Origin of the sequence: Streptomyces sp. WI03-4A (assembly GCF_033792105.1) — a bacterium.
In the GTDB taxonomy this organism is placed as follows: domain Bacteria; phylum Actinomycetota; class Actinomycetes; order Streptomycetales; family Streptomycetaceae; genus Streptomyces; species Streptomyces collinus_A.
Map to the genome: position 1 here is coordinate 113,543 of NZ_JARAUO010000022.1, position 18,269 is coordinate 131,811.

16 protein-coding genes and 1 pseudogene are annotated in these 18,269 nt (G+C 72.8%); 5 read left to right on the forward strand and 12 right to left on the reverse strand.

Annotated elements, in window-relative coordinates; genetic code table 11:
• Positions 1-28: 28 nt before the first annotated feature.
• Together PV343_RS22520 and PV343_RS22525 are read right to left on the reverse strand one after the other, a co-directional pair.
• Positions 29-232 carry a hypothetical protein gene (locus tag PV343_RS22520; protein WP_020942469.1) on the reverse strand — a complete coding sequence of 68 codons (204 nt, stop codon included), beginning with the start codon at positions 230-232 and terminating at the stop codon, positions 29-31.
• 381 nt (positions 233-613) lie between these two features.
• Positions 614-895: an acylphosphatase gene (locus PV343_RS22525; RefSeq protein ID WP_319148762.1), complete on the reverse strand. Its 282-nt coding sequence runs from the start codon at positions 893-895 to the stop codon at positions 614-616.
• 179 nt (positions 896-1,074) lie between these two features.
• On the opposite strand from PV343_RS22525, the gene PV343_RS22530 reads away from it, so the two are divergent.
• Together PV343_RS22530 and PV343_RS22535 are read left to right on the forward strand one after the other, a co-directional pair.
• Positions 1,075-2,412, forward strand: coding sequence for a CAP domain-containing protein (locus tag PV343_RS22530; RefSeq protein ID WP_319148763.1), 1,338 nt, complete (start codon positions 1,075-1,077; stop codon positions 2,410-2,412).
• Between the two features lie 150 nt (positions 2,413-2,562).
• Positions 2,563-3,684: a winged helix DNA-binding domain-containing protein gene (locus PV343_RS22535; RefSeq protein ID WP_319148764.1), complete on the forward strand. Its 1,122-nt coding sequence runs from the start codon at positions 2,563-2,565 to the stop codon at positions 3,682-3,684.
• A gap of 39 nt (positions 3,685-3,723) precedes the next feature.
• Here PV343_RS22535 and PV343_RS22540 read toward each other — a convergent pair whose 3' ends face one another.
• The gene (locus PV343_RS22540) at positions 3,724-4,308 is read right to left on the reverse strand and encodes a flavodoxin family protein (protein WP_319148765.1); all 585 of its coding nucleotides are present in this window, start codon (positions 4,306-4,308) and stop codon (positions 3,724-3,726) included.
• A 145-nt stretch (positions 4,309-4,453) separates the two neighbouring features.
• Here PV343_RS22540 and PV343_RS22545 point away from each other — a divergent pair, with 145 nt between their 5' ends.
• A complete protein-coding gene (locus PV343_RS22545) occupies positions 4,454-4,858 on the forward strand; it encodes a winged helix-turn-helix transcriptional regulator (protein WP_319148766.1) in 405 nt (134 codons plus the stop codon).
• On the opposite strand, the gene mutM is transcribed toward PV343_RS22545, so the two are convergent.
• The 8 genes from mutM to recG all read right to left on the reverse strand — a co-directional run bounded on the left by mutM (position 4,831) and on the right by recG (position 12,171).
• The gene (gene mutM, locus PV343_RS22550) at positions 4,831-5,691 is read right to left on the reverse strand and encodes a bifunctional DNA-formamidopyrimidine glycosylase/DNA-(apurinic or apyrimidinic site) lyase (RefSeq protein WP_319148767.1); all 861 of its coding nucleotides are present in this window, start codon (positions 5,689-5,691) and stop codon (positions 4,831-4,833) included. The genes PV343_RS22545 and mutM overlap by 28 nt on opposite strands.
• Before the next feature lie 85 nt (positions 5,692-5,776).
• Positions 5,777-6,601 carry a ribonuclease III gene (gene rnc / locus PV343_RS22555; RefSeq protein ID WP_193384500.1) on the reverse strand — a complete coding sequence of 275 codons (825 nt, stop codon included), beginning with the start codon at positions 6,599-6,601 and terminating at the stop codon, positions 5,777-5,779.
• Positions 6,602-6,609: 8 nt separating this feature from the next.
• On the reverse strand, positions 6,610-6,783 hold the full coding sequence (gene rpmF / locus PV343_RS22560; protein WP_007493396.1) for a 50S ribosomal protein L32: 174 nt from the start codon (positions 6,781-6,783) through the stop codon (positions 6,610-6,612).
• Between the two features lie 2 nt (positions 6,784-6,785).
• Complete coding sequence (locus PV343_RS22565; RefSeq protein ID WP_319148768.1) at positions 6,786-7,436, reverse strand: YceD family protein; 651 nt, start codon at positions 7,434-7,436, stop codon at positions 6,786-6,788.
• 142 nt (positions 7,437-7,578) lie between these two features.
• Positions 7,579-8,715, reverse strand: coding sequence for an ATP synthase F0 subunit B (locus PV343_RS22570; RefSeq protein ID WP_319148769.1), 1,137 nt, complete (start codon positions 8,713-8,715; stop codon positions 7,579-7,581).
• A 57-nt stretch (positions 8,716-8,772) separates the two neighbouring features.
• The gene (gene coaD, locus PV343_RS22575; RefSeq protein ID WP_317447965.1) at positions 8,773-9,252 is read right to left on the reverse strand and encodes a pantetheine-phosphate adenylyltransferase; all 480 of its coding nucleotides are present in this window, start codon (positions 9,250-9,252) and stop codon (positions 8,773-8,775) included.
• A 26-nt stretch (positions 9,253-9,278) separates the two neighbouring features.
• On the reverse strand, positions 9,279-9,866 hold the full coding sequence (gene rsmD, locus PV343_RS22580; RefSeq protein ID WP_319148770.1) for a 16S rRNA (guanine(966)-N(2))-methyltransferase RsmD: 588 nt from the start codon (positions 9,864-9,866) through the stop codon (positions 9,279-9,281).
• Positions 9,867-9,948: 82 nt separating this feature from the next.
• A complete protein-coding gene (gene recG / locus PV343_RS22585) occupies positions 9,949-12,171 on the reverse strand; it encodes an ATP-dependent DNA helicase RecG (protein WP_319148771.1) in 2,223 nt (740 codons plus the stop codon).
• Between the two features lie 202 nt (positions 12,172-12,373).
• On the opposite strand from recG, the gene PV343_RS22590 reads away from it, so the two are divergent.
• Both PV343_RS22590 and PV343_RS22595 read left to right on the forward strand, forming a co-directional pair.
• Positions 12,374-14,200: an HSP90 family protein gene (locus PV343_RS22590; protein ID WP_319148772.1), complete on the forward strand. Its 1,827-nt coding sequence runs from the start codon at positions 12,374-12,376 to the stop codon at positions 14,198-14,200.
• Complete coding sequence (locus PV343_RS22595; RefSeq protein ID WP_319148773.1) at positions 14,200-17,220, forward strand: tetratricopeptide repeat protein; 3,021 nt, start codon at positions 14,200-14,202, stop codon at positions 17,218-17,220. The genes PV343_RS22590 and PV343_RS22595 overlap by 1 nt, the downstream gene beginning before the upstream one ends.
• 7 nt (positions 17,221-17,227) lie before the next feature.
• Here the strand turns inward: PV343_RS22595 and PV343_RS22600 are convergent.
• Positions 17,228-18,269: pseudogene (locus PV343_RS22600) on the reverse strand (dihydroxyacetone kinase); the annotation flags it as partial.

The following is an 18,269-nucleotide window of genomic DNA, read 5'->3' on the forward strand; positions in this document are numbered from 1 at the left end:
CGTGTGCTGTCGTGGAGCGATGCAGCGATCAGGTGAGCGCAGGCTCCGCCTGGTGTGCGTCGATGCTCTCCATGATCCTGTCGTGAGAAGCGGCAGCCGTCAGCGCCTCGTTCTCCGCCTGGATGCGTCCGAGTTCGGATTCCAGGTCCTGTACGCGCTGCTGGAGCCGTCGCATCTCGGCGAGGAGTCGCGGGTCGGAGCCGCCGACGTAACCGAGAAGCGCCTTTGCCATGATGGATGGTCCTCCACAATGAGTGACCGACCGATGCGGTTGGGTCGTGAGGGATTCGCACCCGCGGTGCTTGGCACACTCGAGTGGTGCTCTGCAGTTCTTACATGCCAAACAGCTAAGGTGCGCGGGGCTTTCAGCGTCTCACCAAAAAGTTTGACGGTCAACACGATCACGCCCTGTATTGGCGGGCGAACCCGGCGCGCGCGGCCGGACGACGGCGGCGCTGCTGCTTCTGCGGGGCCCTCAGGGCGTGACGATCAGCTCTTCCAGCGGAGCCTGCCACGCCACGCCCTTCTTGGCAACCACCAGGTCATTTCTGCGCGAGGCATATGCCCTTGACACCTTGCGCCGGGCGGGCCTGCGGGGATTTACAGAATCGGTTCAGCGGATGGCGAAGCCTTCGTAGCCGCCGCGGGGTGTGTCCCAGATCTCGGTGACTCCGTCTACGTGTCCGGGCGTGTCGTCGCCCTGGAGCCAGTCGAGCAGTCCCTCGCAGCCGTGCCGCGCGCCCTCGGCGACCACCTGCACGCGGCCGTCGCCCAAATTGAGAGCAAAACCACTCAAGCCGCCGATCTCCAGCGCCTTGGCCCGCGTGAACCAGCGGAAACCTACACCTTGGACGCGTCCACGCACCCAGGCGACCAGTCGAACATCCTCGCTCATGGGTGCAACCTAACCGGCCGGTGTCGTCTGGGACACATCCCGCCTCAGGGCGATGCGGTACCGTCCAAAACCAATGAATCTCATATGAAACTCGCTCGATCGAGTGAGTTCGGTTGGCCAGAGGGAGTCACCGCCACAAGGGCACCGGGTCGACCGCGGACGAGGAAGAGGGCAAGGGCATGGGACGCCACCGACGCTCCGCCGCCGGCCGCGCCGCCAAGGGCCGCGCCACGGGGGTCACGCACACGTACGACTCGGTCACGGGCGGCGAGCACCCACTGGACTCCTCCGCGGGTGAGCGGCCCAGGGGCATCGCGCCGTACCTGAACCCGGAGGCGTACGCCGAGACCAACGCCGCGAGCACGGCGTACCTGTACGCGACCGGCGACGAGCCGTCGCCGTCCCCCGACGGGAACGGCGTCACGCCGCCCGACGGCCGCCCCGCCGGAGACGACTTCGCACCGGACGGCGACCACTTCGGGGCGAGCGCCTTCAGGGCGAACGAATCCGCCACGGACGGTTTCGGGACGGACGACTCCCGGACGTTCGGTTTCGCGCCGCACGGCGACCCCTCCGACTGGAACGACTTCGCGTCGGACGGCGACCCGTCCGACGGTCACGGGCGCCGCAAGAAGGCCGCGAGGCCGGTGCGCAGCAGCCTGCTCGGGATATCCGCCGCCGTGGCGCTCGCGGGTACGGCCGCGGTGGCCACCGGCATGGTGCCCGGCCTGCAGAACTACCAGCTCGGCGGCGCCACCCACACCACGGGCGGCGACCGGATACCGGCCGGGGCCTCCCCCAGCAACACGGCCGCCGAGCAAGGCGGCACTTCCGGCACCGCGACCGGGCCGACCGGCGGCTCGGCCACCAGCGGCGCCACCCGCCACCCGGCCTCGCCGTCCGCGACGCCGAAGCCGTCGGCCTCCGCCTCCAGGTCCGCCTCCGCCTCCAGGTCCGCCTCGACGTCCCCCTCCCCGACGAAGACGGCCACCAAGACACCGACGAAGACGCCCACCGAGGCGCCGTCGAGGCCGGCCTCCAGGAGGCCGGCTCCGGCCGGCACGGCGGCCGCGCCCGCACCCTCCCGTACGGCGAGCAAGGCGCCCACGGCGAGCACGCCCCCGGTGACGGTCTCGCGCGAGAACGCCGCCGAGGCGGAGGTGCTGAAGCTCGTCAACGAGGAGCGGGCCAAGGTCGGGTGCAGCGCGCTGGCGGCGAACTCCTCGCTGTCCAAGCTGGCCGAGACCTTCAGTGGCGACATGGCCGCGCGGGACTTCTTCGACCACACCGACCCCGACGGGGCCTCCCCGTGGGACCGGGCGGCGAAGGCCGGCGTCACCGACCTCGGCGGCGAGAACATAGCCCGCGGCCAGGCGGACGCGGCGGCCGTGATGGCCGCGTGGATGAACAGCCCCGGCCACCGCGCCAACATACTGAACTGCGACTTCAAGACCCTGGGAGTCGGCGTCCACTTCGGCGCCGGCGGCCCTTGGTGGACCCAGGACTTCGGTTACTGAGATTCCCGCAGGTCAGCCCCTACGGCGCCGCTCGGGCCGTCCTGGGGCCTCGCCCGAAGACTTGACGCTCTCCCCCGCCTCCCGGGGAGCGGACGGGTAGAAGTGCCGTAGCGCGTGCGCGCTGTCCGTTCTCCTGGAGTGAGAGGTCAGATGGCAGTCACTTCACCCCCGCCCGCCGGTGTGCTCGATCGGCGGGCTCTCAACCGGGCCTTTCTGGCGCGTCAGTCGCTGCTGGCGCGGCGGGCGATGCCGGTGGAGGAGGCGCTGGAGCGGCTCGTGGGGCTGCAGGCGCAGGCGCCCATGCCGCCGTACTTCGGCCTGTGGACCCGGCTGGCGGACTTTCGTCCCGCGGAGCTGGCCGGTCTGCTCACCGAGCGGCGGGCCGTGCGGATCGCGCTGATGCGGGGCACCATCCATCTGGTCACCGCCGCCGACTGCCGCCGGCTCCGGCCCTGTCTCCAGCCGTTCATGGAACGGAGTCTGGCCACCACCTTCGGCAGGGATCTCGACGGGCTGGATCCGGCCGAGGTCGCGGCGGCCGGGCGGGTGCTCCTGGAACGGTCCCCGCTGACCGTCGGCGACCTGAGCGCCGCCCTGCGGGAGACCTGGCCCGACCGTCCCGCCGCCGCGCTGGGCAACGTCGTACGCAATCTGCTGCCGGTCGTCCAGACACCGCCCCGCGGCGTGTGGGGCCTGAGCGGGCAGACGACGTACGCCACGGCGGAGGACTGGCTCGGCGCCCCACTCGACCCCGAGCCAGACCTGGACTCCCTGGTCCTGCGTTACCTGACGGCGTTCGGCCCCGCCACCGTCAAGGACGTCCAGGCGTGGTCCGGGCTCACCCGGCTGCGCGCGGTGATCGAGCGCCTGCGCCCGCGCCTGGTCTCCTTCCGCGACGAGGACGGACGGGAGCTGTGGGATCCGCCCGGCGCACCGCGGCCGGACGCCGGCACGCCCGCGCCGGTGCGGTACCTGGCCCCCTACGACAACGCGATCCTGTCCCACGCGGACCGTACCCGGATCATCAGCGACGAGCACCGCAAGGCCATCGCCACGAAGAACGGCCTGATTCCCGGGACGATCCTCGTCGACGGGTTCGTCGCCGGGATGTGGCGGACCGAGGGGGCACGCGGGGCCACGACGCTCGACGTCCAGCTTTTCCAACCGGTGAGCGGGCGCCGTCGCGCCGAACTCGAGGAGGAGGGGGAACGGCTCCTGCTCTTCGCGTCGGACGGTGTCGCGGGGTGTGAACTGCGGATCGCCGACGCCTGAGGGCGGGCGCCTCCGCCCGGCCCCGCTCCTGCCCGCGCGTTACGCGGCGGCGCGGCCCCGGGTGAAGGTGCGGGCCGTTTCGGTGACCCGGCGGCCGAGGTGTTCGGCGGTGGCGATGTCCGCCTTGTGGACGGCGTCCGGGCCCTCGTCGACGTTGGTCTGGGCGGCGGCGCCGGCGAAGACGCCGAGGCGGTTGAGGTCGTGCTCGGACGCCTCGCTGCTGTTCCAGCCGGGGTGCAGGCCGAGGTTGATCCAGTGCATGCCGTGCTGGCCCGCGAGGATCTGGAAGAACTGCAGGGTGTGCAGCTTGTCGCCGCTCTTGGAGCCGGAGTTGGTGAAGCCGGCGGCCAGCTTGTCCTTCCAGTCCTGGCCGAACCAGCGCTTGGAGGAGGCCTCGGCGAAGACGTGGAAGGCGCCGGACGCGGTGCCCATGTAGGTGGGCGAGCCGAAGACGATCGCGTCGGAGCGGTCGAGCGTCTCCCACTGCTCGTCGGTGATCTCGGCGACGTCGATCAGGTGCACCTCGGCACCGGCGTCGGCGGCGCCCGCGCGCACGGCCTCGGCGAGCACGGCGGTGTGGCCGTAACCGGAGTGGTAGGCGATGGACACGACAGGGGTGGTCACGATGAGGCTCCTCGAACGCACGGAAGACGGAACGTGGCACTGAGGCCGCCCGGATGGGCAGCTCAAAGGCACTGACAAAAGGAAAGCACTAACTTCTGGTTAGTGCAACCTGTCGGTCAGCGCTGCGCTCGCGTACGCTTGTGCTATGAGCGGGATCACCGAGGAGCAGCCGGAGCAGGACGACCTCGCGTACAACGTGTTCGCGAAGGCCTGCCCGTCGCGCGGCACACTGGAGCACGTCACGGGCCGCTGGGGCGGACTGACGCTCGGCGCGCTGTACGAGGGCTCACTGCGCTTCAACGAGCTGCGCCGCCGGATCGACGGCGTGAGCGAGAAGATGCTGTCGCAGACCCTGCACGCGCTGGAGCGCGACGGTCTGGTGCACCGCGAGGCGCAGCCGACCAACCCGCCCCGTGTCGACTACGAACTGACCCCCCTGGGCCGCCAGGTCGCCGAGCGGCTGCTCGCCCTCATCCACTGCGTGGAGGGCTCCATGGACGACGTGCTCGCGGCCCGCGTCCGTTACGACGGGACGCGCGGCGGCCTCTGACACTTCGGGCAGAAGTAGCTGGACCGGTTCATCCAGGGCCGGCGCCGCATCGGCGTGCCGCACCGCTTGCAGGGCAGGCCCTCACGCCCGTACGCGTCCAGGGACCGGTCGAAGTAGCCCGACTCCCCGTTGACGTTGACGTACAGGCTGTCGAAGCTGGTGCCGCCGACGGCCAGCGCCGCGTTCATCACGTCCCGGACGTGACCGAGCAGCCCGGCCGTGACCGGGCGGGTGAGGTTCGCCGTCGGGCGTTCGTAGTGGATGCGCGCCCGCCACAGCGCCTCGTCCGCGTAGATGTTGCCGACCCCGCTGATCAGCGACTGGTCGAGCAGGGCCCGCTTGACGGTGGTCCGCTTGCGGCGCAGCGCGACGGCGAACGCCTCGTCGTCGAACAGCGGGTCGAGGGGGTCGCGGGCGATGTGCGCGATGACGTCGGGCAGGCCCTCGGGGGTGTTGTCGTGCAGCGACAGACCGCCGAAGGTGCGCTGGTCCACGAAGCGCAGTTCGGTGCCGAGGCCGTCGGCGAACCGGACCCGGATGCGCAGGTGCTTCTCGTCCGGCGCCTGATGCTGCTGCACCAGCAGCTGGCCGCTCATGCCGAGGTGGGCCAGGACGGACTGGTTGGTCTCCTCCAGCGGCAGCCACAGGTACTTGCCGCGCCGGCTGGGCGTGCCGATGTGGTGGCCCTTGAGGCGGTGCGCGAAGTCGTCGGCGCCCGCGACGTGCCGGCGCACGGCGCGCGGGTGCAGCACCTCGACGTCCGCGACCGTGCGGTGGGCGACCCACCGCTCCAGGCCGCGCCGGACGACCTCGACCTCGGGCAACTCAGGCATCGACAACCCCCGTACGGACCGGTGGGACGAACCGAGCGCCCGCCCGGAGTGGAGACTCCGGGCGGGCGCTCGGGTGGTGCTCGGATCAGGCGGGCGCGGACGACGTGTCGTCCTCGGCGGCCTCCTTGGCCGCCTTGGCCCGCTCGTCCGCCGCGGCCCGGATGGACCGCCACGCGGACTCGGCGGCCTGCTGCTCCGCCTCTTTCTTGCTGCGGCCGGTGCCGGTGCCGTACGAGACGCCTCCGACGCGGGCGGCAGCAGTGAAGATCTTCTCGTGGTCGGGGCCGGTCTCCGTGACCAGGTACTCGGGCACGCCGAGCCCCTCGATCGCGGTGAGCTCCTGGAGACTGGTCTTCCAGTCCAGGCCGGCTCCGAGGTTCGAGGACTTCTCGATCAGCGGGTCGAACAGGCGGTGCACCAGTTCGGAGGCCGCGTCGAGGCCCTGATCGAGATAGACCGCGCCGATCACCGCTTCTAGGGTGTCGGCAAGGATGGACGCCTTGTCCCGGCCGCCCGTGCCCTCTTCACCCCGGCCGAGCCGGATGAAGGCGCCCAGGTCGAGACCGCGACCCACTTCCGCCAGCGCACGCGAGTTGACCACCGCGGCCCGAAGCTTGGCCAGCTGGCCCTCGGGGAGATCGGGGTGGGTGCGGTACAGCGTGTCCGTGACGACGAGACCGAGGACGGAGTCACCCAGGAACTCCAGCCGCTCGTTCGTCGGCAGACCGCCGTTCTCGTACGCGTAGGAACGGTGGGTCAGCGCACGCACCAGAAGGGCGGACTCGACGTGGTAGCCGAGCCGCCCTTCCAGAAGCGTGTGGGACGAGGCCTGGTTGTCCAATTTCTTCTTGGCGGGTGCGTCCGCCGGGGCGTCTTCCGCCTTCTTGGGACTGGACACAGTGCCTCTCACCAGCCCGCTCAGACTTCGAGGACCTGGCGCTTGTTGTAGGTGCCGCAAGACGGGCACGCGATGTGCTGCAGCTTGGGCTCGTGGCAGCGCTCGCACGCAACCAGGGTGGGGACCGCAGCCTTCCACTGCGACCGGCGGTGGCGCGTGTTGCTGCGCGACATCTTCCGCTTCGGAACAGCCACGGCTACTTCTCCTGCTTCTCGTCGACGCCCGCTTCCGCGTCAGCGCCGCTCATCTCGTCCTTCTCGCCGTCTTCGAGTGAACCGGCGAGTCCCTGCAAAGCCGCCCAACGAATGTCGACGGCGTCGTGATGGTGGTCCCGGTCGTCCGCGAGCCGCGCTCCGCACTCGGAGCACAGGCCCGGGCAGTCTTCCTGGCACACCGGCTGCATCGGCAGTGCGAGCACCACCGCATCGCGCAGCAGAGGTTCGAGGTCGAACAAGCCGTCCTCGAGGTGGAACCTGTCCTCGTCGTCCTCGGCGTCGTCGCCCGGTTCCGCGATCACGCGGCCCCGGTCGTCGGCGTCAGGGTACGAGAACAGCTCCTGGAAGTCCGCTTCGAGCTCCAGCCCGACCGGCTCCAGACACCTTACGCACTCCCCCTCGGCCTGTGCACGGGCGGTGCCTGTGACGAGCACCCCTTCCATGACCGACTCGAGCCGGAGTTCGAGCTCCACCGGCGCGCCTTCCGGCACTCCGATGACCCCCTGGATGCCGAGATCGGCGGGAGCGTCGATCGTGCGGTTCAGGCGCTGCAGCGCGCCAGGACGCCGACCCAGCTCGTGTGTGTCGAACACGAGGGGGTTGCGGTGGTCGAGGCGAGCGTGGGAAGCCATTCCTGCTTTCGATCTTCGAACTCGGAGGGCCGCCGCCCGCGGTGTCCGGGCAGCGGTGATCGCGGACGTAGGCGCGACCGAACAGCCAGGATACTGGACCTTTCGCTCAGGGCCCAATCCGGTGGTCGTCCCGCCGTCGCGGCTACAGTCCCCGGCCCTGTTCGTACGCGCGCAGCTGCTCCGCGCTGATCATGCTGGTGTCGAACAGGCTGGTCTCGTCGAGGGCGTAGCCCGGCGCGGACTGGTGCGCCGGCTGCTGCTGCGCCTGCTGCGGGTCGTAGGCCGCCTGCTGCTGGTCGTACCCCTGGAAGGAGCCGTCGGCGGCCTGCGCGTAGCCGGCCGCGTAGGGGTCGGCCTGCTGGTAGCCGTACGGGTCCTGCTGGGCGTAGTCCGGCTGCTGCGGGAAGCCCGCGTACGGGTCGGGCTGCTGGAGGGGGGCACCTCCCGCCGGAGCGTAGTCGAAGGTGGAGGAGTAGGCGGGCTGCGGCTCGTACGACGGCTGCGCCGGCGGTTCGGGCCGGCTCGGCTGCTGGGCCGGTGCCGGGCGCTCGGCCGGGGTGTCCGCGAGGGACGCGAGGTCGGCGAGGTAGTCCGCGTCGCTGGAGTGCTGGAAGGTCGTGGTGTCGTCGGCGAGGGCGCCCAGGTCGTCGGTGGCGATCCGGCCGTGCAGCTTCTGCCGGCCGCGGCCCACCGCCTCCAGGGTCTTGGCGAGGACCGCCTCGAAGGCGCCCAGCTTGGCGTCGACGTACGCGTCGGCGTTGTGGCGCAGGGTCTCCGGGTCCTGGCTGCGCTCGGGGGCGTCCTCGTCCTCGTAGCCGTTCTCGTCGAGACCGGGGCCCGTGCCGAGCAGCTTCTCGCGGCCGCGGCCGACCGAGCCGAGGGTCTTGGTGAGCACGACCTCGAAGTTGGCGAGCTTGGAGTCGACGTAGTCGTCGGCGTCGGCGCGGACCTCCTCGGCCTCCCGGCGGGCCTCGTCGAGGATCCGGTCCGCCTCGGCCTGGGAGCGGCGCGCGATCTCGGTGTCGGAGATCAGCGAGCCGCGCTCCGCGTGCGCGCTCTCGATGATCCGGCCGGCCTCCATGCGGGCCTGCTCGACCATCTGCTCGCGGTCGCCGATCAGCTCCTGCGCCTGCGCGAGGGAACCCGGCAGCGCCTGGCGCACCTCTTCGAGCAACGCGAGCAGTTCGGCGCGGTTGACCACGCACGAGGCCGACATCGGCATGGACCGGGCGCCGGAGACCGTGGAGACGATCTCGTCGAGCTTCTTCTGGACGTCCACCTGTGCTCGCCACTCTCTACCGCTGTGTTGGAGACGGACGGGACGACTGTAGCCCGTTCAGTCCTTGCGCAGACGCCCGTTGAGGGCCTCGAGGACGGGCGCGGGCACGAGGTGGGAGACGTCGCCGCCCCAGGCCGCGACCTCCTTGACGAGCGAGGAGGACAGGAAGCTGTACGTCGGGTTGGTCGGCACGAACAGCGTCTCGACGCCGGTGAGGCCGTTGTTCATCTGGGCCATCTGGAGTTCGTAGTCGAAGTCGCTGACGGCGCGCAGGCCCTTGACGATGGCGGGGATGTCGCGCTGCTTGCAGAAGTCGACGAGCAGGCCGTGGAAGGCCTCGACACGGACGTTGCCGTACTCGGCGGTGACCTCGCGGATCAGCTCGATCCGCTCCTCGATCTCGAACAGGCCCTTCTTGGACTGGTTGATCATCACCGCGACGTACACCTCGTCGTACAGACGGGAGGCGCGGGCGATGATGTCGAGGTGTCCGTTGGTGATCGGGTCGAACGACCCGGGACAGACGGCGCGGCGCACTAGTGATCCCTCGCTCTCCGGTCCGGTCATCGTGCGTCTTCGCACGTAGAGGCGGCGCGACCGTACCAAAACGTTCCCTCGCCGTAACGGCGGGCCCGGATCGGCTCGAAGCCGTCGGGCCAGCGGAATTCACCGCCTCTGGTGCTGCGCTCCACGGTGACGAGCGCTTGCTCGGCGAGCCAGCCCTCCGAGCGGAGTGTGAGCAGGATCTCGCGAAGATCGTGATCTGTGACCACGTACGGGGGGTCGAGGAAGACAAGGTCGTAGGGCTCGGCGGGCGGTGCGGTACGGATGACTTGTTCCGCTTTGCCCGCCCGCACCTCGGCGCCGGGCAGGCCCAGGTTCCGCACGTTCTCCCGGACGGTCCGCGCCGCACGGGCGTCGGCCTCGACCAGCAGCGTGTGGCTCGCGCCCCGGGAGAGGGCCTCGAGGCCCACGGCTCCGGAGCCGGCGTAGAGGTCGAGGACGCGTTCGCCGTCCAGGGGGCCGCCGAGGAGGGACTGCCAGGTGGAGAAGAGGCCCTCGCGTGCGCGGTCGGAGGTGGGGCGGGTTCCGGTGCCCGGGGGTACGGACAGGCGCCGTCCGCCGGCCCGGCCGGCGATCACGCGGGTCATGTGGGGTCCTTCTTCGTGGGCGGCTTTTCGTTCATTGTGGCCGGTCGCCCGAGTCCCCGCGCCCCTGCCGGGGTGCGGCGGCTCAGCCCTTCTCCAGGTACTGCTCCCGTTCCTCGTCCAGCAGGGCGTCCAGGGCCGTCCGCAGGCCCGGCAGCCGCTCCAGCTCCGGATCGGCCGCCACCAGCGCCGCCGCCTCCTCCCGGGCCTCCGCGATGACCTCCTCGTCCTCGATGACCGCGAGGACCCGCAGACTGGAGCGGACGCCGGACTGCGCCTGGCCGAGGACGTCGCCCTCGCGGCGCTGTTCGAGGTCGATGCGGGAGAGCTCGAAGCCGTCGAGGGTGGAGGCGACGGCGTTCAGCCGCTGGCGGGCCGCGCTCGCCTCGGGCATCTCGCTGACCAGGAGACAGAGTCCGGGTGCCGCGCCACGGCCCACCCGGCCGCGGAGCTGGTGGAGCTGGGAGACGCCGAAGCGGTCGGCGTCCATGATGACCATGGCCGTGGCGTTGGGGACGTTGACACCGACCTCGATGACCGTGGTGGCGACCAGGACGTCGGTCTCGCCCGCGGCGAAGCGGCGCATCACCGCGTCCTTGTCGTCGGGGTGCATCCTGCCGTGCAGGACCTCGACCCGAAGTCCCCGGAGGGGGCCGCGGCCGAGCTGCTCGGCGATGTCGAGGACGGCGAGCGGCGGCCGCTTCTCCGCCTCGTCCTCGGGGGACTTCCGCGCTTTCTTCGGGTCGTCCGCCTCGTCGGTGTCGTCACCGATCCGGGGGCAGACGACGTACGCCTGGTGGCCGCCCGCCACCTCCTCGCGCACCCGCTCCCAGGCGCGGGCCAGGAAGTGGGGCTTGTCGGCGGCGGGGACCACGTGGGTGGCGATCGGGGAGCGGCCGGCCGGGAGCTGGTCGAGGACCGAGGTCTCCAGGTCGCCGAAGACGGTCATGGCGACCGTGCGGGGAATGGGGGTGGCGGTCATGACCAGCAGGTGCGGCGGCTGTTTGCCCTTGCCGCGCAAGGCGTCGCGCTGCTCGACGCCGAAGCGGTGCTGCTCGTCCACGACGACGAGGCCGAGGTCGTGGAACTGCACCTTGTCCTCGATCAGCGCGTGGGTGCCGATCACGATGCCGGCCTCCCCGGTGACGAGGTCGAGCAGCGCCTGTCGGCGGGCGGCGGCCCCCATGGACCCGGTGAGCAGGACCACCTTGGTGCCGTGCTCGGCGCCGCCCAGCATCCCGCCCTCGGCGAGCTCGCCCATCATCTCGGTGACCGACCGGTGGTGCTGCTGCGCGAGCACCTCGGTGGGCGCGAGCATGGCGGCCTGACCGCCGGCATCGACCACGGCGAGCATGGCGCGCAGGGCCACCATCGTCTTCCCGCTTCCCACCTCCCCCTGGAGCAGGCGGTGCATCGGGTGGTCGGTGGCGAGGTCGGTGAAGATCTCGGTGGAGACCTTCTTCTGGCCGTCGGTGAGGGTGAAGGGGAGGCGGTCGTCGAAGGCCGTGAGGATGCCGTCCGGGCGGGCGGTGCGGGGGACGGCCGGGAGCTGGGTGTCGGCGTGGCGGCGGCGGGCCAGGGCCACTTGGAGGACGAACGCCTCGTCCCACTTCAGGCGGGCGCGGGCGTCGGCGATGTCGGCCTTGGTGTGCGGGCGGTGGATCTTGAGCAGCGCCTCGGGGAGGGTGACCAGGCCCCGGCCCTCGCGGAGGGAGGCGGGCAGCGGGTCGACGGCCTCCTGGGCGCTGGGCAGGACCGTCTGCACGGCCTTGCCGATCTTCCAGGACTCCAGCTTCGCGGTGGCGGGGTAGATCGGGATGAGTGTGCCCGCCCAGGTCTCGACGGCCTCCTCGCTGTCGCCCTTCAGCAGTTCGTAGGCAGGGTGGGCGAGTTGGAGACGGCGGTTGAAGACGGAGACCTTGCCGGCGAACATGGCGCGGGTCCCGGGCAGCAGCTCCTTGTGGGGCTTGTGCACGCCGTTGCCGAAGAAGACCAGTTGGAGCCGGCCGCTGCCGTCGGTGATCGTGACCTCCAGGCGCTGGCCCTTGCCCCGGGGCGCCTTGGCGGAGGCGAAGGAGTGCAGGCGGGCGTCGGCGACCTGGGCGACCACCGTGACGTGCTCGTCCATGGGGAGGTCGGCGAGGTGGGTGAGCTGGCCGCGCTCCTCGTACCGGCGCGGGTAGTGGTGCAGGAGGTCGCCCACGGTGTGCAGGCCGAGGTGCTCGGCCATCACCTTCGCGGTGGCGGGGCCGAGCACTGACTTCAGTGGCTGTTTCAGTGGTTCTTCCAGTGCGGGCACGAGATCCATTGCACACCACGGCGGTGACAATGCCGCAGACGCCGTCCTGCGCGTTCGCCGCCGAATGCTGTGAACGTCTGGGAAACCGCTGGTCAGGTGGCCCGTTGGGGCCCTAGGATGACGCGCTCCGGCCATCCCCCGCGGTCACCGCCCCACCCGGGACCGCCCGACCCCGCGCCGAAGGCACGCTCCCCCCGCCGGCGCTGCGACGATGGACTCCCAGACCTCACAGTCATCCCAGGCATCCCAGTCACCCCACACGTTCCAGGTCGACCTGCGCGGTCTGGTGGACCTGCTCTCCCATCACCTCTACTCCAGCCCCAAGGTCTATCTGCGCGAGCTGCTGCAGAACGCGGTGGACGCCATCACCGCGCGACGGGCCGAGGAACCCTCCGCGCCCGCCCTGGTGCGGCTGCACGCGGCGGACGGGTCGCTGCGCGTGGAGGACAGCGGCGTCGGGCTCACCGAGTCGGACGTGCACAGCCTGCTGGCGACCATCGGCCGCAGTTCCAAGCGGGCGGACGGCCTGCAGGAGGCCAGGTCCGACTTCCTCGGCCAGTTCGGCATCGGCCTGCTGGCCTGCTTCGTGGTGGCCGAGCGGATCCGCGTGGTCAGCCGCAGCGCCCGTACGCCCGGGGCGCCGCCCGTGGAGTGGACGGCGAGCGACGACGGCTCGTACACCGTGCGGACCCTGCCGGACGAGGCGCGGCCGGAGCCCGGCACCACCGTGCACCTGGTGGCCCGGGCGGGCGCGGCCGAGTGGCTGTCGCCCGAGCGCGTCCTCACCCTGGCCCGGGACTTCGGGTCGCTGCTGCCCTACGACGTCCGGGTGGGCGAGGAGGCGGTCACGGACCTGCCCGCGCCCTGGGACCGGCCGTACCCGAGCCCGGCCGCGCGCAGGGTGGCCCTGGCCCGGCACTGCCACGAGCTGTTCGGCTTCTCCCCGCTGGACTCGATCGACCTGGACCTGCCGCTGGCCGGGATCCGCGGGGTGGCGCATGTGCTGCCGTCGGCGGTGAGTCCGGCGCAGCGGGCCACGCACCGCGTGCACCTGAAGGGCATGCTGCTCACCGAGCGGGCGGAGCAGTTGCTGCCCGAGTGGGCGTTCTTCGTGCGCTGCGTCCTGGACACCGACAGTCTGCGGCCCACGGCCTCGCGGGAGTCGCTGTACGAGGACGAGACCCTTGCGGCCGTACGGGAGGCGCTGGGCGAAAGGATTCGGTCCTGGCTGACCGGGCTCGCGGCCGGCGATCCGGAACGGCTCTCCGCGTTCCTCGCCGTGCACCACCTGGGGGTGAAGTCCCTGGCCCGGCACGACGCGGACATGCTGCGCACGATGCTGCCGTGGCTGCCGTTCGAGACGACCGACGGGCAGCTGTCCCTGGAGGAGTTCGCGCAGCGGCACCCGGTCATCCACTTCACGCGCACGGTCGAGGAGTACCGGCAGGTCGCGCCGATCGCCGCGGCGCAGGGCGTCGGGGTGGTGAACGGCGGTTACACGTACGACAGCGAGCTGGTCGAGGCGCTGCCGTCGGTGCGGCCGGGGACGGTGGTCGCCGAGCTGGACGCGGACACCGTGACCGCGCACCTGGACGCCGTCGACCCGGCCGAGGAGCTGGCGCTGGCCGGTTTCCTCGCGGCCGCGCGCGCGAAGCTCGACCCGCTGGGCTGTGACGTCGTACTGCGCGCGTTCCATCCGCTGTCCGTACCGGCGCTGCACCTGGACGACCGGGCGGCCCGGCACGAGCAGGCGCGGGCCGAGGCGGAGGAGCAGGCGGACGATCTGTGGGCGGGCATCCTGGGGTCGCTGCGCGGCAGCGCCCCGCGCGCGCGTCTGGTGCTCAACCACCTCAACCCGCTGATCCGCCGGATCAGTTCGCTGCGGGACCGGGAGCTGATCGGCACCGCGACCGAGTCGCTGTACGGGCAGGCCCTGCTGATGGCGCAGCGGCCGCTCAGGCCGGCCGACTCCGCGCTGCTCAACCGGGCGTTCATCGGCCTTCTGGAGTGGGCCACTCACGGGGAGAACGGTCGCTGATGGACGAGATCACCGACTTCGACGCGCTGCGCCGGGCGATGGCGGAGAACTCCGAGCGGCCGGAGGGTCCGGCGCGCAACGCGCGCGCGGAGCAGCTGCTCGTCGAGGCCGAGCGGCTGAACGTCCCGCTCGCTGTGATCGAGGCCCTCGGGCACCAGCTGAAGGTCTACAACTACAGCTCCGAGAAGGACCGGATGTTCGTCCCGTTCGCGCGGCTGCTGCGCATGTGGGACGAGCGGCCGGAGGACTTCGACGAGTATGAGGCGCACTCGCTGCACTGGGTCTTCAAGTGGGTGTCGGCGGGCATGCTGGACCAGCCGCACATCCCGCTCGCCTCGGTGGAGAAGTGGCTCGGCGAGATGGAGCACCGCTACCGGCTCGCCGGGCACTCGGAACGGGCGGTGCGCAGCGCGGAGTTCAGTGTGGCCGCGCACGTCGGGGATCTGCCGCGGGCGGAGCGTGCGTACGCCGCGTGGCTGGCCGCGGACCGGGACCGGATGGCCGACTGCCACGCCTGCGAGCTGCACGGGCAGGGCGCCTGGCAGGTGGAGCGCGGCCGGGACGAGGAGGCGCTGCGGCTGTGGGGGCCGGTGCTGGAGGGCGAGTACAGCTGCGCCCACGAGCCGCACACGGTGCTCGCCTCGTCGCTGGTGCCGTTGCTGCGGCTGGGCCGCGTGGACGAGGCCCGCGCCCATCATCTGCGCGGTTTCCGTCTGGTGCGCCCGATGGAGAGCATGCGGGGCGCCTACGCGGACCACGTGGAGTTCTGCGCGCTGACCGGGAACGAGGCGCGCGGTCTGGAACTGCTGGCCGAGCGGCCGGCGTACTTCACGGACACCGGGCACCCGCGCAGCCGGCTGGACTTCCTGGCCGTGGTCGCGCTGCTGATGGACCGGCTGTCGGCGCTGGGGCTGGGCGGGCAGGGGGTTCCCGGTCCGGCGGGGCGTTCGTGGAGCGCGCGGGAACTGGGCGCCCACGCGCGCGCGGAGGCGCTGGAACTGGCCGCGCGGTTCGACGGGCGCAACGGCACCTCGCACATCGGTGACCGCGCCCGTGCCCGCATGGCCCAGGAGCCCCTGGTGGAGCGGCTGCCGCTGGGGGTCCGCAGGGCGCGCCAGGCGCCCGTGACCGCGCCGGCGGCAGCGGAGGCCGCCGGCCGGACGGAGCTCCCCGGGCAGCCGGACCTGCCGGCGCTGATCGCCGAGGCACGGCGGCTCGCGGAGACCCTGCGGCCGGGCGCGCTGGAGGCGTGGGCGGCGGTCGCGCGGGCCGCCGAGGGGACCGAGCTGGAGCCGCGGGCCCGCGCGGAGGTCGCGGACCACGAGGCGATGGCCCGCGGCCCCGAGGGCCTCGCCCTGTTCGAGCGGGCCGCGGGGCTGTACGCGGAGGCGGGCGATCCCGGGGAGGCCCTGGCGGCACGCGCGCGCGGGGCCCACGTGCGGGCGCTGACGGGTGAGGTGGACGCCGCGCTGGCGGCGGTCGCCGGGCCCTACGACGAGGTGCTCGCGCTGTACGCCGAGGGCGCCACCGGGGTGCGGCAGACGGCGTCGGTGGTGATGAGCCGGGCGCGGATCCTCATGCGCCGGGTGCACGAGGAGGTCCCGGAGGCCGGTGGTCCCGCGAGGGACGCCCTGGGCGCGCGGGGGCAGCGGACGGGCGGGCGCGAGGTGCTCGCCGAGGCCGAGCGGGCCGTGCGGGAGGTGCTGGCCCTGGTCGAGGGGCGCACCGGCGACGACGTGCGGACGGCCGCCCGGTCGGCCGAGGCGCGGGCGATGCTCGCCGAGCTGGCCGGGCGCTCGGGGCAGGAACCCGAGGCGGTACGGCTGCTCCGGCGGGCCGCCGCCGAGTACGTGGCCGCCGGGCTGCCGTGGTACGCGGTGGAGCACGAGGTGGGGGCGGCCTCGCTGGCGCACCGGCTCGGCGACCCCGCCGGGGCCGAGCGGGCGCTGCGGTCCGCCCTGGAGCACGGCGGGCCCTACGTGGAGCCGGCCGGCCGCGCCCAGCTCAACCTCCAGCTCGCGGAGCTGATCGGTGGCCGCGGCGAGGCCGGCGAGGCGGCGGAGCACGCCCTGGAGGCCGCGCACTGGGCCGACGAGGCGGGCGAGAGCGCCACGCTGGGCGCCTGGGCCCGGCACCAGCTCGGCGGGCTGCTGCTGCGCCAGGGGCGGTACGCGGAGGCCGCCGAGGTGCTGGAGTCGGCACTGCCGGACCTGTCCGAGGAGACGCACGGCGACGGGGCCGTCGTCCAGGCGCTGTGGTGGCTCGGGGACTGCCTGGGCGAGCTGGGCGAGCACCGCGAGGCCGCGGAACGCCGGCTGCGGGCCGCCGACATCGCCCGGCAGTGGCCGGAGCAGCAGGACCACGCGACGCTCGCCCACCTCGCCGCCGAGTCCCTGAGCAACGCGGGCCTGCTGGAGGAGGCCGACCGTGCCTACGCGCGCGCGGGCGAGTTGTGGCGGGGGCTGGGCAACCCGGTCTTCCTGGTGCGCTCGATACGCGCCCGCGCCTGGCTGGCGCTGCGCGGCGAGGCCGGGGAGCGGGGCGCGCGGGAGCTGATGGCGGACGCGGTGCACGCCTGTGAGGAGGCGCTGCACGGTGCCGCCGGCCCGGCGGACCGGGACCGGCTCGTGGCGGAACTCGGCAACACGCACAGCCAGTTCGGCGACCTCCTGGCCCGCCTGGCGGCAGAGGCGGCAGAGGCGGCTGAAGGGGCTGGAACGGCGGAGGGGTCCGGAACAGCCGAAGGAGCCGGGCGGGAGGCGCTCGAAGCCGCGCTGACGCAGCTGGACCGGGCGGCCGAGCTGTTCGGCACGCTCGGCGCCGAGGGGCTGCACAGCCGTACGGGCGCGGAGCTCGCCGCCGGCAGGCTGGAGGCCGGCCTCGGCCGGCCCGCCGCCGCGGCGGCACGCGCGCGGGGTGTGCTCGCGGCCTACGAGGACGCCGACGCCGCGGACGGGACCGTCCGGGCGCGGCGGGCCGAGGCGGAGCGGCTGCTCCGGCCGGCGCGGCCCGGGGCGTGACCCCGGTTCACTCCACGCCGATGAGGAGCAGCGCCCCCTGCCGGCCGCCCCGGTAGACCACGGTGTCCACCGCGAGGTAGGACTCGCGCACGCGTGCCTCCAGGCGGTCGGCGACGCTCTCGGGCGCCTCGTCGCCGACCACGAGGGTGACCAGCTCGCCGCCGGCCTGGAGCATGCGGTCCAGGACGGTGACGGCGGTGGCGGCGACGTCCGGGCCGATCACCGCCACGTCCCCGTCGATCAGGCCCAGCACGTCCCCGGCCTGGCAGATGCCGGCCGTGGTCCAGGACCGGTGCTCGGCGACGGCGACCTCGGCGTACCGGGTGGCGCCGGCCGCCGAGGTCATCTGGACGACGTCCTCGTCGAACCGGCGTCCCGGTTCGTGGACGGCGAGCGCGGCGATGCCCTGGACCGCCGAGCGGGTCGGGATCAGGGCCACCCGGATGCCCTCGGCGCGGGCCTGCTCGGCCGCGGCCGCCGCCGTGTGGCGCAGCTCGGCGTCGTTGGGCAGCAGCACGACCTCGCGCGCGTGGGCGCGCCGTACGGCCTGCACGAGTTCCCCGCTGGCGGGCGGCTCGCCGGGGCGGGCGAGGACGGCGGTCGCGCCGGCCTCGGTGTAGAGCCCGGCCAGGCCCTCGCCGGGCACGACGGCGACGACGGCCCGCTGGGCGCGCTCGCGGGGCGGCTGCTCGCCGCCGGTGTGCACGTCGCCGAGGCCGAAGTGGGTGATGCGGATCCGGTGCGGCCGGCCCGCCTCGACGCCCGCCTCCACGGCGGCGCCCGCGTCGTCGACGTGCACGTGGACGTTCCACAGTCCGTCACCGCCGACCACGACCAGGGAGTCGCCGAGGGCGTCGAGCCGGGCGCGCAGCCGGGCCACGGCCGTGTCCTCGGCCTCCAGCAGGTAGATCACCTCGAAGGCGGGGCCGCCCGTCCCGGTGGCGTCGGCGCAGGGCGCGGGAGCGGATCCGGCCGTGCCGGTGGCCGCGTCGGTGTGCGCGTCCTCCTGGCCGGCGGCTTCCGCGCGGGCCCACGGCCCGGCCCCGGCG

Coding starts and splice junctions, on each gene's coding strand:
- PV343_RS22595 (WP_319148773.1), top strand. CDS start 14,200: ATGGACGAGATCACCGACTTCGACGCGCTGCGCCGGGCGATGGCGGAG.
- PV343_RS22565 (WP_319148768.1), bottom strand. CDS start 7,436: ATGGCTTCCCACGCTCGCCTCGACCACCGCAACCCCCTCGTGTTCGAC.
- PV343_RS22520 (WP_020942469.1), bottom strand. CDS start 232: ATGGCAAAGGCGCTTCTCGGTTACGTCGGCGGCTCCGACCCGCGACTC.
- rsmD (WP_319148770.1), bottom strand. CDS start 9,866: ATGACCCGCGTGATCGCCGGCCGGGCCGGCGGACGGCGCCTGTCCGTA.
- PV343_RS22525 (WP_319148762.1), bottom strand. CDS start 895: ATGAGCGAGGATGTTCGACTGGTCGCCTGGGTGCGTGGACGCGTCCAA.
- recG (WP_319148771.1), bottom strand. CDS start 12,171: ATGGATCTCGTGCCCGCACTGGAAGAACCACTGAAACAGCCACTGAAG.
- PV343_RS22590 (WP_319148772.1), top strand. CDS start 12,374: ATGGACTCCCAGACCTCACAGTCATCCCAGGCATCCCAGTCACCCCAC.
- PV343_RS22530 (WP_319148763.1), top strand. CDS start 1,075: ATGGGACGCCACCGACGCTCCGCCGCCGGCCGCGCCGCCAAGGGCCGC.
- PV343_RS22545 (WP_319148766.1), top strand. CDS start 4,454: ATGAGCGGGATCACCGAGGAGCAGCCGGAGCAGGACGACCTCGCGTAC.
- mutM (WP_319148767.1), bottom strand. CDS start 5,691: ATGCCTGAGTTGCCCGAGGTCGAGGTCGTCCGGCGCGGCCTGGAGCGG.
- PV343_RS22535 (WP_319148764.1), top strand. CDS start 2,563: ATGGCAGTCACTTCACCCCCGCCCGCCGGTGTGCTCGATCGGCGGGCT.